This window comes from Pontibacter russatus, from assembly GCF_009931655.1.
GTDB lineage: Bacteria > Bacteroidota > Bacteroidia > Cytophagales > Hymenobacteraceae > Pontibacter > Pontibacter russatus.
Map to the genome: position 1 here is coordinate 3288537 of NZ_CP047984.1, position 13936 is coordinate 3302472.

The 13936-nt window shown below is 51.8% G+C and carries 15 protein-coding genes; 13 read left to right on the forward strand and 2 right to left on the reverse strand.

Annotation, left to right across the window (positions count from 1 at the left end):
- The first annotated feature begins 6 nt into the window (after positions 1-6).
- The 13 genes from secY (at position 7) to dnaK (ending at position 10793) form a co-directional block, all read left to right on the forward strand.
- Entirely contained in the window at positions 7-1326 is a 1320-nt protein-coding gene (gene secY / locus GSQ62_RS13615) for a preprotein translocase subunit SecY (RefSeq protein ID WP_161890011.1), read from the forward strand.
- A 3-nt stretch (positions 1327-1329) separates the two neighbouring features.
- Positions 1330-2103, forward strand: coding sequence for a type I methionyl aminopeptidase (gene map, locus GSQ62_RS13620; protein ID WP_161890012.1), 774 nt, complete (start codon positions 1330-1332; stop codon positions 2101-2103).
- On the forward strand, positions 2104-2322 hold the full coding sequence (infA, locus tag GSQ62_RS13625; RefSeq protein ID WP_018476861.1) for a translation initiation factor IF-1: 219 nt from the start codon (positions 2104-2106) through the stop codon (positions 2320-2322).
- A gap of 5 nt (positions 2323-2327) precedes the next feature.
- Positions 2328-2444: a 50S ribosomal protein L36 gene (rpmJ, locus tag GSQ62_RS13630; RefSeq protein ID WP_045688470.1), complete on the forward strand. Its 117-nt coding sequence runs from the start codon at positions 2328-2330 to the stop codon at positions 2442-2444.
- Between the two features lie 11 nt (positions 2445-2455).
- Positions 2456-2833, forward strand: a complete 378-nt coding sequence (rpsM, locus tag GSQ62_RS13635; RefSeq protein ID WP_161890013.1) for a 30S ribosomal protein S13 — start codon at positions 2456-2458, stop codon at positions 2831-2833.
- A gap of 9 nt (positions 2834-2842) precedes the next feature.
- On the forward strand, positions 2843-3235 hold the full coding sequence (gene rpsK / locus GSQ62_RS13640) for a 30S ribosomal protein S11 (RefSeq protein ID WP_161890014.1): 393 nt from the start codon (positions 2843-2845) through the stop codon (positions 3233-3235).
- A 20-nt stretch (positions 3236-3255) separates the two neighbouring features.
- Positions 3256-3861, forward strand: a complete 606-nt coding sequence (gene rpsD / locus GSQ62_RS13645) for a 30S ribosomal protein S4 (protein WP_161890015.1) — start codon at positions 3256-3258, stop codon at positions 3859-3861.
- A 37-nt stretch (positions 3862-3898) separates the two neighbouring features.
- Entirely contained in the window at positions 3899-4888 is a 990-nt protein-coding gene (locus GSQ62_RS13650; RefSeq protein WP_161890016.1) for a DNA-directed RNA polymerase subunit alpha, read from the forward strand.
- A gap of 71 nt (positions 4889-4959) precedes the next feature.
- Positions 4960-5580: a 50S ribosomal protein L17 gene (gene rplQ / locus GSQ62_RS13655; protein ID WP_161890017.1), complete on the forward strand. Its 621-nt coding sequence runs from the start codon at positions 4960-4962 to the stop codon at positions 5578-5580.
- A gap of 75 nt (positions 5581-5655) precedes the next feature.
- Positions 5656-6768, forward strand: a complete 1113-nt coding sequence (carA, locus tag GSQ62_RS13660; protein ID WP_161890018.1) for a glutamine-hydrolyzing carbamoyl-phosphate synthase small subunit — start codon at positions 5656-5658, stop codon at positions 6766-6768.
- A gap of 20 nt (positions 6769-6788) precedes the next feature.
- Positions 6789-8066, forward strand: coding sequence for a phosphopyruvate hydratase (eno, locus tag GSQ62_RS13665; RefSeq protein ID WP_161890019.1), 1278 nt, complete (start codon positions 6789-6791; stop codon positions 8064-8066).
- 91 nt (positions 8067-8157) lie between these two features.
- Complete coding sequence (locus GSQ62_RS13670) at positions 8158-8457, forward strand: FtsB family cell division protein (RefSeq protein ID WP_161890020.1); 300 nt, start codon at positions 8158-8160, stop codon at positions 8455-8457.
- Positions 8458-8927: 470 nt separating this feature from the next.
- Positions 8928-10793 (forward strand): molecular chaperone DnaK, encoded by a 1866-nt coding sequence (gene dnaK / locus GSQ62_RS13675; protein WP_161890021.1) that lies wholly within the window; start codon positions 8928-8930, stop codon positions 10791-10793.
- A 739-nt stretch (positions 10794-11532) separates the two neighbouring features.
- Here the strand turns inward: dnaK and GSQ62_RS13680 are convergent.
- Together GSQ62_RS13680 and GSQ62_RS13685 are read right to left on the reverse strand one after the other, a co-directional pair.
- Positions 11533-12600, reverse strand: a complete 1068-nt coding sequence (locus GSQ62_RS13680; protein ID WP_161890022.1) for an Ldh family oxidoreductase — start codon at positions 12598-12600, stop codon at positions 11533-11535.
- 385 nt (positions 12601-12985) lie between these two features.
- A complete protein-coding gene (locus GSQ62_RS13685) occupies positions 12986-13933 on the reverse strand; it encodes a Ppx/GppA phosphatase family protein (RefSeq protein ID WP_161890023.1) in 948 nt (315 codons plus the stop codon).
- Between the last annotated feature and the right edge of the window lie 3 nt (positions 13934-13936).

A 13936-nucleotide genomic window follows, 5' to 3' on the forward strand; every position in this document is an offset into this window, starting at 1 on the left:
ATCGGTATGAAGAAGTTTATAACAACTATTAAGAACATTTTTGCTATTGAAGATCTGCGGGTGAGAATCCTGAACACGCTTTTCTTCATAGCAATATTCCGACTTGGTTCTTTTGTTGTTTTACCTGGTGTTGACCCGAACCAACTACAGGCTAACACGAGTGGCTTGTTTGGTTTGTTAGACACTTTCCTAGGTGGGGCATTCAGCAATGCCTCCATCTTTGCATTAGGTATCATGCCTTACATATCGGCTTCGATTGTATTGCAGCTTCTTACAATCGCCGTTCCCTACTTCCAGAAAATGCAGAAGGAGGGTGAGTCCGGGAGAAAGAAAATCAACCAAATCACCCGAGTGCTTACTATTGTTATTACGCTGGCACAAGCAGTGGGCTTTGTGGCTACCATCAACGCCGAAGCCATTGTCATCAGCCAAACGCTCTTCACCATCACCTCTATGATTGTGCTCACCTCGGGCACCATCTTCTGTATGTGGCTGGGTGAGCGAATCACCGACAAAGGTATTGGAAACGGTATATCGATGCTGATTATGATCGGTATTATCTCCCGGCTCCCAAGCGCCCTCATTTTTGAGGCTACCTCCAAGCAGCTAAACGGTGCCCTGTTGTTCTTGTTCGAGCTTTTTGTGCTGTTCTTTGTGGTAATGTCAGTTGTCATGCTGACGCAGGCCATCAGAAGAATTCCTGTACAATATGCCAAGCAGGTGGGCGGCAGCTCGCTATACAGTGGCCAGCGCCAGTTTATACCGCTCAAGGTGAACGCTGCCGGTGTGATGCCGATTATCTTTGCACAGTCGCTGATGTTCCTGCCTTCTATGATTGCCTCTATATGGGCAGACTCCAGTGACACCGCAAACTATATAGGCTCCACCTTCTCAGACTTCACATCGTGGCAGTATAATCTCGTGTTCTTTATTCTGATTCTGGTGTTCACTTATTTCTACACAGCCATCAGCGTGAACCCGAACCAGATTGCCGATGATTTGAAGCGAAGCGGCGGTTTCGTGCCGGGAGTTAAACCGGGGCTTGCCACTTCCGAATATATCGATACCATCCTGACAAAAATCACCCTTCCAGGTGCTATATACCTTGCCCTCGTTGCCATTTTCCCCTCCATCGCGGTGGTGCTGGGAGTAACAACTGAGTTTTCACAGTTCTTTGGTGGGACCTCGCTTATAATCATGGTTGGCGTCGTACTTGATACGCTTCAGCAAGTGGAGAGTTATCTGCTGATGCGGCATTACGATGGCATGATGAAGTCAGGAAAGCTGCGAGGCAGAACTGAGAACATTGCAATGGCATCTTCTTAATCGATGATTATATATAAAACGGAAGAAGAAATTGAGCTTATTCGCCAGAGTGCTTTGATATTAAGCAAAGCACATGGCGAAATTGCTCGTCTAATAAAGGAAGGTGTTTCTACGATTACATTAGACAAGCGTGCCGAAGAATTCATCCGCGACAGCGGCGGCCAGCCTTCCTTCAAAAACTACAACGGTTTCCCCTTTAGCCTATGTATATCAGTAAACGCTACTGTTGTACATGGCTTTCCGAGTGCCTACATACTGAACGATGGAGACATTATTTCTGTTGATGCAGGTGTTTACTACAAGGGATTTCACAGCGACTGTGCCTATACACATGGCGTTGGGAATGTTTCGGAAGAGGTAAAAGACCTCTTGAAAGTGACAAAAGAGTCACTTTACAAAGGCATAGAGAAAGCAACGGTTGGTTCCCGTATGGGCGACGTGAGCTATACCATTCAGGAGCATGCCGAGAAGCATGGATATGGTGTTGTGAGAGAGCTTGTGGGGCATGGTATTGGCCGCAACCTGCACGAGTCTCCGGAAGTTCCGAACTATGGGCGGCGCGGGCAAGGCGTGAAACTCCAGAACGGGCTGGTGATCGCGATCGAGCCCATGATTAATTTGGGCACGCGGCACATTGTGCAGGAAGAAGACGGCTGGACGATCAGGACGAAAGACAACAAACCATCCGCCCATTTCGAGCACTCTGTAGTGGTGCGAAAAGACAGGGCGGAGATTTTAACAACATTTGATTATATAGAACAAGCAAACAAATCATAAATGGCAAAACAGTCGTCCATAGAACAAGACGGGACTATCATTGAGGCTTTGTCTAACGCCATGTTTAGAGTTGAGCTTGAAAACGGTCATCAGGTGGTTGCTCATATATCCGGTAAGATGAGGATGAATTACATCAAAATCCTTCCGGGGGACAGAGTAAAGTTAGAGATGTCGCCTTATGACCTGACGAAAGGCAGAATTGTTTACAGATATAAATAAATAAAATGAAAGTTAAAGCATCAGTTAAAAAGAGAAGCGTTGACTGTAAGATAATCCGCCGCAAGGGGAAGCTTTACGTCATCAACAAGAAGAATCCAAGATATAAACAAAGACAAGGGTAATCAAAATTAGTATGGCAAGAATAGCAGGAGTAGATATTCCGGATAACAAAAGAGGCGAAATCGCATTGACCTATATCTTCGGTATCGGTCGCAACCTTTCGCAAAAAATCCTTAACAAAGCCGGGGTGGATCTTGACAAGAAGGTAAAAGACTGGACAGAAGACGAAGCCGGTGAGATCAGAAATATTATTGCAGCTGACATCAAGACGGAAGGTGTACTGAGGTCGGAGGTGCAGTTGCACATCAAGCGTCTTATGGACATTGGAAGCTACCGCGGGTTGAGACACCGTAAGGGTTTGCCTGTGCGCGGACAGCGCACCAAAAACAACTCACGCACCAGGAAAGGGAAGCGTAAGACTGTTGCAAATAAGAAGAAAGCTTCTAAATAATAATTGATCATGGCTCAGAAAAGAAAAGATAAGGCTAAGAAGCGTGTTGTAGTTGTAGAATCAACTGGCCAGGTACACATCAAAGCTTCTTTCAATAATATCATTATATCAGTAACCAACAACGTAGGTCAGGTTATATCTTGGGCTTCTGCTGGTAAAATGGGCTTCAAAGGCTCTAAAAAGAACACTCCGTACGCAGCTCAGATGGCTGCCGGCGACTGCGCCAAGGTTGCCTATGATTTGGGCATGCGCAAAGCTGAGGTTTTTGTCAAGGGCCCGGGTGCAGGTAGAGAGTCTGCCATCCGCACGGTACAGAACACCGGAATCGAAGTAACCTCTATCAAGGATGTTACGCCGCTGCCGCACAACGGATGTCGTCCTCCAAAACGCAGAAGAGTTTAAATTTAAATTTAGTTTAAGAAATGGCAAGATATACTGGTCCTAAAAGCAAAATCTCACGACGTTTCAACGAAGAGATTTTTGGCCCAAGCAAAGCACTCAAAAAGAAAGCTTACCCTCCGGGGATGCACGGCCGCGGCCGTCGCAAGAAGCAGTCAGAATATTCTCTGCAGCTTACGGAGAAGCAAAAGGCGAAGTTTATATATGGTGTTTTAGAGAAACAATTCGCTAACCTTTTCGCGAAAGCGCACAGAAAAGGCGGCATCACAGGTGAAGTGCTTCTGGCTTTACTTGAGTCAAGGTTAGATAATACTGTTTACCGTTTGGGTATCGCCCCAACCAGGAGAGCAGCGCGCCAGCTTGTCTTGCACAAGCACGTTTTAGTGAACGGCGACATCGTTAACATCCCCTCTTTCAGCCTGAAGGTGGGAGACGTGGTAGCAGTAAGAGAGAAATCAAAGTCTCTTGAGGCCATCACTTCTTCGCTTACCGTGCGCAATGCGCGCCAGTTCAGCTGGTTAGAGTGGAATGCTTCTGAGATGTCGGGCAAGTTTATCGCTACTCCTGAGAGAGACCAGATCCCTGAAAAAATCCAGGAGCAGCTGATCGTCGAGCTTTACTCTAAGTAAGCAGCATAATCAATTTCTAACCTTTAACACTGCAAGTATGTCAATATTAGCATTTCAAATGCCGGAGAAAGTTGTGATGGAAAAAGCCGACGACTTTCATGGGCTATTTGAATTCAAGCCGCTTGAAAAAGGTTACGGGGTAACCATCGGGAATGCGCTGCGCAGGATTCTCCTTTCTTCTTTGGAGGGATATGCTATCACGAGCATTCGCATAGGTGGAGTATTGCATGAGTTCTCGTCTGTTGAAGGAGTGGTTGAGGATGTGTCTGATGTGATTCTTAACCTGAAGATGGTCCGCTTCAAAAAAATAAGCGAAGTACTGGACGAGAAAATCACTATTAACCTTAGCGGCCAGGATACATTCAAGGCTGGCGATATAAACAAGTTCACGTCAAGCTATGAGGTGCTGAACCCTGAGCTGGTTATCTGCCACCTCGACAGCAGCATCAACTTCGAAGTAGAGCTGACAATTCAGAAAGGCCGCGGTTACGTGCCCGCTGAAGAGAACAAGCCAGCCGAGCAGGTGTTCGGGCAGATTTCAATCGACGCCATCTATACCCCCATCAAAAACGTGAAGTTTAGTGTGGAGAACACTCGTGTGGAGCAGAAAACTGACTACGAGAAACTTGTTCTTGACATCCAGACGGACGGCTCCATTCATCCAGAGGACGCCCTGAAAGGCGCTGCCAACATCCTGATACAGCACTTCATGCTGTTCTCCGACAGCACCATGACCTTCGAGACGGCCAAGCCGGAAGAAGAGGAGGCGGTGGACGAGGAACTGCTGCACATGCGCAAGGTTCTGAAGACTTCGCTGCAGGATATGGATTTGTCTGTTCGTGCGTACAACTGCCTCAAGGCTGCCGACATCAAAACGTTGGGCGACCTGGTGCAGTTGGACATCTCGGATATGATGAAGTTCAGGAACTTCGGTAAGAAGTCGCTGACAGAGCTGGAGAACCTGGTTCAGGAGAAAGGTTTGGTTTTCGGTATGGACCTTTCTAAGTATAAATTAGAAGAAGATTAATTTCATCTACGGCATAATTCCCGATCCCTGCTGAGGTTGATCGACGGTATGCACGTGCACAATTCAATATAATGAGACACGGTAAAAAAGTAAATCACTTAGGAAGAACCGCTTCGCACCGCAAGGCAATGCTGTCTAACATGGCATCGTCCTTAATCCTGCACAAGCGCCTTTCTACTACAGTAGCCAAGGCCAAGGCACTACGCAAGTATGTGGAGCCTCTGCTGACAAAATCAAAGAACGACACTACGCACTCCAGAAGAACCTGTTTTGCCTACCTGCAAAACAAAGAGTCGGTGAAGGAACTGTTCGACGAAGTATCAACCAAAGTAGCAAACAGGCCAGGCGGATATACCCGCATCCTGAAGACCGGCTACAGACTGGGTGATAATGCCGAGATGTGTGTGATCGAGTTGGTTGACTACAACGAGGACATGCTGAAAACAGAGGGTTCTGCTTCTACAGGCGCCAAGCGCACACGCCGCCGCGGTGGCAAGAAGAGCACTGCTGAGGCTGCACCCGTAACCGATGCGAAAGCGAAAGCAACCGCTGCTCCGGCTAAAACCGATGCTCCTGCTGCAACTGCCGCCGCTGAAGAAACTGCTCCGGCACAAGAGGAAGCTGCACCTGAGGCAAACGACACTCCGGCTGAGTCTACTGATTCTGATGATGAGAAAAATGATGCGAAATAAGCATTTTTCGTAAATATTTCTGAGGGACACGGCGTAAGTCGTGTCCCTTTTTTATTTTTGCAACAAAACAGTTATATGAAAAAGCAAACTTCAACAGAAGCGATACTTCTTTTAGAAGATGGCACCGTTTACAAAGGCAAGAGCCTGGGGCGCATCGGCACATCGGGTGGCGAGTTGTGCTTCAATACCGGTATGACCGGCTATCAGGAAATTTTTACCGACCCGTCCTACTACGGGCAGATGGTGGTGACCACGGTTTCGCATGTGGGCAACTATGGCGTGCAGCACCAGGAGGTAGAGTCGGACAGGATACAGATCAGCGGCCTGGTGTGCAAGGACTTCTCGCATCACTTTTCACGGAAAACAGCGGAGGGGTCGCTGCAGGATTACTTCGAGAAAGCAGGCGTGGTGGGCATCTGCGAGATAGACACGCGGGCGCTGGTGCGCCATATACGCGACAAGGGCGCCATGAACGCCATAGTCTCCTCCGAAACAACAGACATAGCAGAGTTGCGTAAAAAGTTAGCGGAGGTGCCGCATATGGCCGGGCTCGAACTGGCCTCGAAGGTGAGCACGCCGCTCATATATGAGCACAAGCCTGATGAAGTGAAGTTCAGAGTGGCGGTGCTGGACCTGGGCGTGAAGCAAAACAGCCTGAAGAACCTGGTGGCGCGCGGCTGCGAGGTGAAAGTGTTCCCGTACAATACACCCTTTGAGGAGATGGAGCAGTGGAACCCGGACGGCTATTTTGTATCGAACGGACCCGGCGACCCGGCCGCGACCACGGTGGCGGTGAACAGCGTGAGGCAGATGCTTCAGAAGGAGCGCCCGCTTTTCGGGATATGCATGGGCCACCAGATGCTGGCGCAGGCCAACGGCATCGGCACCTATAAAATGCACAACGGGCACCGCGGGCTGAACCACCCTGTCAAGAACCTGCGTACCGGACGTTCCGAAATCACGAGCCAGAACCACGGCTTTGTGGTGGACGCCGAACAGCTCCGCAATCACCCGGAAGTGGAGATAACCCATATCAACCTGAACGATAACACCATCGAGGGCATCCGCATGAAATCGAAGCCTGCCTTTTCGGTGCAGTATCACCCGGAGTCATCGCCGGGGCCGCACGACTCGGAGTACCTGTTCGATGACTTCATCGCGCTCTTAGAACAAAGTAAAACCAAGTAAAACTATTTTAAAAACGAACCATGAGCTTAATCACAGACATTAAAGCCAGACAAATCTTCGACTCAAGAGGAAATCCTACTGTAGAGGTAGATGTAATGACGGAATATGGTGCGCTTGGCCGCGCCGCCGTGCCTTCCGGGGCATCCACGGGCGTGCATGAGGCGGTAGAGCTGCGCGACAACGATAAGAGCAAATACATGGGCAAGGGCGTGCTGCAGGCCGTGCAGAACGTGAACGAGAAAATCGCCGAGGAGCTTGTGGGCTTCCAGGTATATGACCAGAACCTGCTCGACAAGATCATGATCGAGCTGGACGGCTCAGACAACAAAGGCAACCTGGGCGCCAATGCTATCCTGGGTGTGTCGCTGGCCATTGCCCGCGCCGCTGCGCAGGAGCTGAACATGCCGCTTTACCGCTACGTGGGTGGGGTAAATGCCAACACGCTGCCCGTGCCGATGATGAACATTCTGAACGGCGGCAGCCACGCCGACAACGCCATCGACTTTCAGGAGTTCATGATTATGCCTGTAGGGGCGGAGTCTTTCTCTGAGGCGCTGCGCATGGGCTCTGAGGTGTTCCATCACCTGAAGAACGTGCTCAAGAAAAAAGGCCTTTCCACCAACGTGGGCGATGAAGGCGGCTTCGCCCCGAACATTGCGTCTAACGTGGAGGCCATCGAGGTGGTGCTGCAGGCGATAGAGACAGCCGGCTACAAGCCAGGCGACGACATGATGATCGCCATGGATGCCGCCAGCTCTGAGTTCTATGACGCTGCCTCCGGGAAATACCACTTCAAGAAGTCTACCGGCGACAAGCTGACTTCTTCTGAGATGGTGAGCTACTGGAGCGAGTGGGTGAACAAGTATCCGATTCTCTCCATTGAGGACGGTATGGCTGAGGATGACTGGAAAGGCTGGAAAGAGCTGACAGAAAGAATCGGCAGCAAAACGCAGCTGGTAGGAGACGACTTGTTCGTGACCAACGTTGAACGCCTGCAGCAGGGCATCGATCAGGGCGTGGCGAACTCCATCCTGATTAAGGTGAACCAGATTGGCACGCTGACAGAGACGATTGACGCCATTAACCTGGGCCGCCGCCACGGCTATAAGAGCGTGATGAGCCACCGTTCCGGCGAGACAGAGGACAACACCATCGCTGACCTTGCCGTTGCGCTTAACACAGGCCAGATCAAGACGGGTTCTGCTTCCCGCTCTGACCGTATGGCCAAATACAACCAGCTGCTCCGCATAGAGGAGGAACTGGGTGAGGTGGCTTACTTCCCGGGCAGGAAGTTCTAAGAATCGCAAAACATAAAATAATTATGCATAAGGCTGTGGGTTATATGACTCACAGCCTTATTTTTGTATAGAGACCTTTAGCCTGACTCCTATGTACAAACGCATCCCCAAAATTTTCCGCAATTTCTATTTCATCACCTCTTTTCTGTTCCTGATCTGGATGCTGTTTTTCGACTCCAACGACTTCATCACGCAGTACCAGATGAACAAGACCCTGCGTGACCTGGAGGAGGAGAAGGAGCATTACCTGGTGAAGATGGAGGAAGTGCAGAAAGACCGGAAAGAGCTGATGAGCGACCCGGAGCTGCTGGAGAAGTTCGCCCGCGAGAAGTACCTGATGAAGCGCCCCACCGAGGACGTGTTCATTATTGTGGAGAAAGAGGAGGACTGAGGAATTACGAATTATGAGTTCCGAATTACGAGTGAGAGGTATATAGGGGCAACGCGATTGGACCGGTGTGACTTCTCTTGTCATTTCAAACACTCCTGAGGCATGGGCCGAAGAGAGCCAGGGTAGCTGAGAGAAAGCTGGACAAAATGTCAAATAGGCTCCTCCACGATAGATCTCTTTAAATCACGCCTGAAGCAGATCGAATCGGCTATATCCTTCAGCTGACGGCATGGCTATATATGGGCAGCCTAGTCTGAGGCTTTTTACCGCGGCTATATATATAGCTTGCCTGGGAGTCTTCCTCTCGCTGATTTTATATATGGTATGGCTTAAGGCCCCGGCTATATAGCCAGCCAAGGCTACTGCCAGCTTCCCCATATTCCCCCTAAACAAATCCCTCCCCAAATTATTTGTAAATTGCGCCATGCGCCACCGCTATATAGCAGTGGACTCACGTAATAAAAGATACTATGGCAAAAGTTGCAATAAACCTTTCTACCGGCGCACTTCAGCAAGCCGAGGTAATAGTAGGCATAGACTTAGGAACGACCAACAGCCTGGTGGCCTATATCCATCCTGAAGACAGGAAACCCATCGCCATCAACGACCAGGGCCGTGGCACCATCGTGCCGTCAGTGGTACATTTTACGGAGAATGGCGAGACGATTGTAGGCACAGAGGCAAAAGAGTACCTCATCACCGATCCGGCCAACACCATCTATTCCATCAAGCGCCTGCTGGGCAAATCATATAAAGACTTGGGCGGGCACAAAGACTATTTCGGATATAAGATTATAGACGACGACAGCGAGGGGCTGGTGAAAATACGGGTGCAGGACAGGTTTTACTCTCCCATTGAGCTCTCGGCGGATATATTGAAAGAGCTGCGCGATCGGGCCGAGCACTCCCTGAAAACGCCCGTGAACCGGGCCGTGATTACCGTGCCCGCTTACTTCAACGACTCCCAGCGCCAGGCCACGCGCGATGCCGGGAAACTGGCGGGGCTGGAGGTGCTGCGCATCGTGAATGAGCCCACCGCCGCGGCGCTGGCCTACGGCATCGGCATTGACCCGAACGAAGAGAAAACGGTGGCGGTATATGATTTGGGCGGCGGCACCTTCGATATCTCCATCCTCAGCATCCACCAGGGCATATTCGAGGTGCTGTCGACCAACGGCGACACCTACCTGGGCGGCGACGACTTCGACCGCGCCATTATCAACTACTGGATAAGCGAGAACCAACTACTGGCCGACACGGTGAACCAGGACAAGAACCTGTCGCAGGAACTGCGCCTGAGGGCGGAGGAGGCAAAAGTTGCGCTGAGTTCGCAGGAAGTATTTACCGGCACGGTGAACGGCACCATCGACTGCCATATAGAGCGCCACACGTTTGAGACACTCATCGCCCCGATTGTGGCCCGGACCATCGAGAGTTGCCGCCAGGCGATGACTGATGCCAAACTGACACCGGAGCAGATTGACGCCGTGATTATGGTGGGAGGCTCCACGCGGGTGCCGATGGTATATGAAGCCGTCTCAGAGTTTTTCGGGAAGCCGGCCAACAACTCGCTGAACCCGGACGAGGTGGTCGCGCTGGGCGCCGCCATCCAGGCTGATATCCTGGCCGGTAACCGCAAGGATATCCTGCTGCTGGACGTGACGCCGCTCACGCTGGGCATCGAAACGATGGGTGGCCTCATGGACCCGATCATTCCGCGCAACTCCAAGATACCCACCAAAGCAGGCCGCCAGTACACCACCTCGGTGGACGGGCAGGTGAACATAAAGATTTCCGTGTTCCAGGGCGAGCGCGACCTGGTGAAGGAGAACCGCAAACTGGCCGAGTTTGATTTGAAGGGCATACCCGCCATGCCAGCCGGTTTCCCGAAGGTAGACGTGAACTTCGTCCTGAATGCGGACGGGATATTGAAAGTGGAGGCGATAGAGTTGCGCTCCGGCACACGCCAGGAAGTGGAGGTGAAGCCGCAGTATGGTCTGACGGACGAGCAGGTGGAGCAGATGCTCATGGACTCTATCACACACGCCAAAGACGATGTGACGGCGCGGATGCAGATTGAGGCCCGCAGCACCGCCGAGCAGATGCTGTACCAGGTAGAGCGCTTCGTGGAGAAGAACGGGGAGCACCTGACAGAGGAGGAGATAGCCCTGACCCGCAAAAACCTGCAACACCTGAAAGACGTGCTTGCATCGGGCGGCGACAAAGACGCCATCTATGGCGCCGTGGATGTGCTGGAGGCACAGACAAGCCCCTTTGCGGAGCGCGTGATGCAGATTTCCATCAAGCAGGCTATGTCTGGTAAGAGGATAGAGTAGGAGCGTCTGCTTTTATATATGGCTTATATATGAAAAGCGCTGGCAGGTAAACTGCCAGCGCTTTTGCTTTTAGTGCGGGTGCTAAGTTTACAGAGTTCAAACATGCCTGCCCCTCCTTGTCCTTTCGAGAGCCCCTACCCCAGGCTCAACTTGCAGGGGAAAGTATTTAACGTGAACTCGGGAATTAATTGAATGTAATATTCTGCTATTGAAATGATCATAATAAAACACTCACTGACTCAGAGTGAAACCGTTTCCAGTTTTCACCTGAGGCACCTTGTAGATGTTGCGGTGCCGCACGCAGTAAGGCAGCCTGAGCAGAGCGAATAGAGGGCCCCTACCCCCGGCAGCTTCAGCTACACAGTGCTGAAGGAGATTAGTTTACCCCGAAGCATTTCGGGGAGGCCTCTCGGCCTGAGAGCACCAAAACCAGCTATAGAACTTAAAGTAAGTTAAGCCCAGAGGGATGAACAGCGGCTACAAGCTTAGGCAGAATAATTCCCGAGTTCACATTATTTAGCTCATGCCGCCAGTTTTAGCGAAGCGCAAATGTGGTTGTCCATGTTCACCTATATCTACTTTCGCAAGTTATAAACTTGCTGCCATATACAACCGCCAGTTCCGCTTCGCTAAAACTGGCGGTATATAGGCTTCATGTATAGCCGCTGCTTCAATTGGAATGGCTGCATGTATCTCCATACAAGATGAGACCCCAGGAGGGGAGTGTACCATATATAGGCTACAGCTTTATGCCGAACCGCTTGCCCAGTTGCTCCAGGTCGCGCTCAACCGGTGGCAGCAGCGGGATGCCTTTCTTCAGGCGCTTCTCTGTCGTTTCCCGCTCCGGGTCGCCCGGAATCAGCACGGCCTTTTCGCCTTTCTTCACCTTCGCCTTCCGGAAAGCCTGGATCCAGTTGTCCATATGCGCCTTGAACTCGTCGGCTGGCCGGAAAGCATCGATACGCATCGCCCCTAGGAAATGGCCGATGCCTTCGCCTGGCAGGTTGTCTGCCACCGGCAGGAAGCTGACAAACGGAGGTACCCACGGGCCATAGTTCGCGCCGGAGAGCACCGCCGAGAAGATATCGACAATGGCGGCCAGGGCATAGCCTTTGTGGCTACCGTGGGTTCTGTCGCTGCCCAGCGGCAGCAACGCGCCACCGTCCTTTAGTTCGTTGGCATTGGTCGAGCGCTCCCCGTCTTTTGTCTGTATCCAGCCCACAGGCGCTTTTTTCTCCTTGCGCTGCAGAATCTCCAGCTTGCCGTTGGCCGCTGAGGCCGTGGCAAAATCGGCTACAAATGCCGGCTGGTCTTTGGTGGGGATGGCCACTGCGATGGGGTTGGTGCCCAGCATGCGGTCGGTGGAGAAGGTGGGCGCCACCAGCGGCGAGGCGTTGGTCATGGCAATGCCAATCATATCAGAAGACAGGGCCTCCATGGCGTGGTAGCCCGCTATGCCGAAGTGGTTCGAGTTTTTGACCGATACCCAGCCGGTGCCCACCTTGGCTGCCTTCTCAATGGCGATGTCCATCGCCTTGGGGGCAATCACCAGGCCCAGGCCGCTGTCGCCGTCCACGGTGGCGGTGCTGGGGGTTTCGTGCACAATGCGCATGTTCGGCTTCGGGTTGATGCGCCCGGCCTCCCACAGCCGTACATAGCCGGTCAGCCGGGCCACGCCGTGCGAGTCCACGCCGCGCAGGTCGGCCTCTAAAAGTACTTCGGCGGCCAGTTTGGCGTCTTCGGGCGGGCAGCCCATATGCAGAAAAACCGCTTGTGTAAAATCGAACAGTTGTCTGTAGGTATGCATAAAGAATCAGATACTGATAAGGGCGGCAAATTAACAAAATATCAAGCCAAAGCCTGAACTTATATAGCGCCTTGTGGGAGAGAGGCGCAGCATATATAAAACTGGAGGATAGGAGTGGTTTGATCCGGTAGTGGTATATAACAAATGAAATTTCTACATGACGTTTATGCTTCAAGTCTGCGACTTAGAGCTTGAGTTTACAACTGGGTAGTTCGTTCTGGATAGTTTTGCCAGTTAAAAACTGGCCTCATTTGTACTCCAAGTTGTAAACTTGAAGTATGGATAAACTTTTTTAAATTTTATGCAGAACGCCCCTCCTTGGACAAGGAGGGGCAGGGGTGATTGGACCCGGCAAGGCTTTATATAGCTGAAGGAAACCAGTCCTTTATAACAATCCCTCCTCCTGCAGCATCTTTTGCAGCACGCCTTCCTTCAGCGCGTAAGCCGACACCCGGATTTCCTGCAGGTGGTACTGCTCCAGCACAAAGTCTACGGCAATGCTGGCCAGCACAATCATATCGACGCGCATCTCCAGCATACCCGGTATGGCCAGGCGCTCTTTGTGGTTCTTGTGCAGCAGGTCGTGGTGTATCTGGTAGAAATCATACAGGGAAACAACCGAAGCGGGAGGCAGGTTTTGCTGGCGGCTGGTGTCGCCTTTGCGGAGGGCGTCGATGTCGCAGAGCGTGTCGAAGGTGCCGGAGGAGCCTATTAGAACGGTCGGTTTATATATAGCCACCGCTTCGGTGAGCGGCTGCAGTTTGTCCTGCAGGAAAGCCTTCTCGGCTGCCACGCTTTCCGGGGCAATCGGGTCCTGCCCGAAGAACTTGTCCATCAGGCGCTGCGCCCCCACTTCAAAACTGCGCTTCCAGAAAATTTCCTGTTTGTTGCAGAGGATGAACTCCACACTGCCGCCGCCAATGTCCATCACCAGCGCTGTTTTCTCGTCCAGCACGCCCGCGGCCCGCACGCCGTAATATATAAACTCAGCTTCCCTGTCGCCGTCAATCACCTCCACCCGGATGTCGGTTTGCTTATATATGTCTTTGATGAAGTCTTCGCCGTTGACAGCGTTGCGCACCATGCTGGTGGCCATGGCCCGCACCACCTGCACGTCATGCGCATCTATCTGCTTCCTGAAGTCCTTTAGCGTGTTGAGCGCCCGTTCATAGGCCTCGGGGGCAATGGCACCCCGGCTGATGCCGCCCTGGCCCAGCCGCACGGGTGCAGTAACTCTGACAAGTTCCTGTAGCTTTCCGCTTTCATCCACCTCCGTAATGAGCAGGTGAAACGTGTTGGTGCCCATGTCGATGAGCGCGAAGCGTTTGGTCATGGT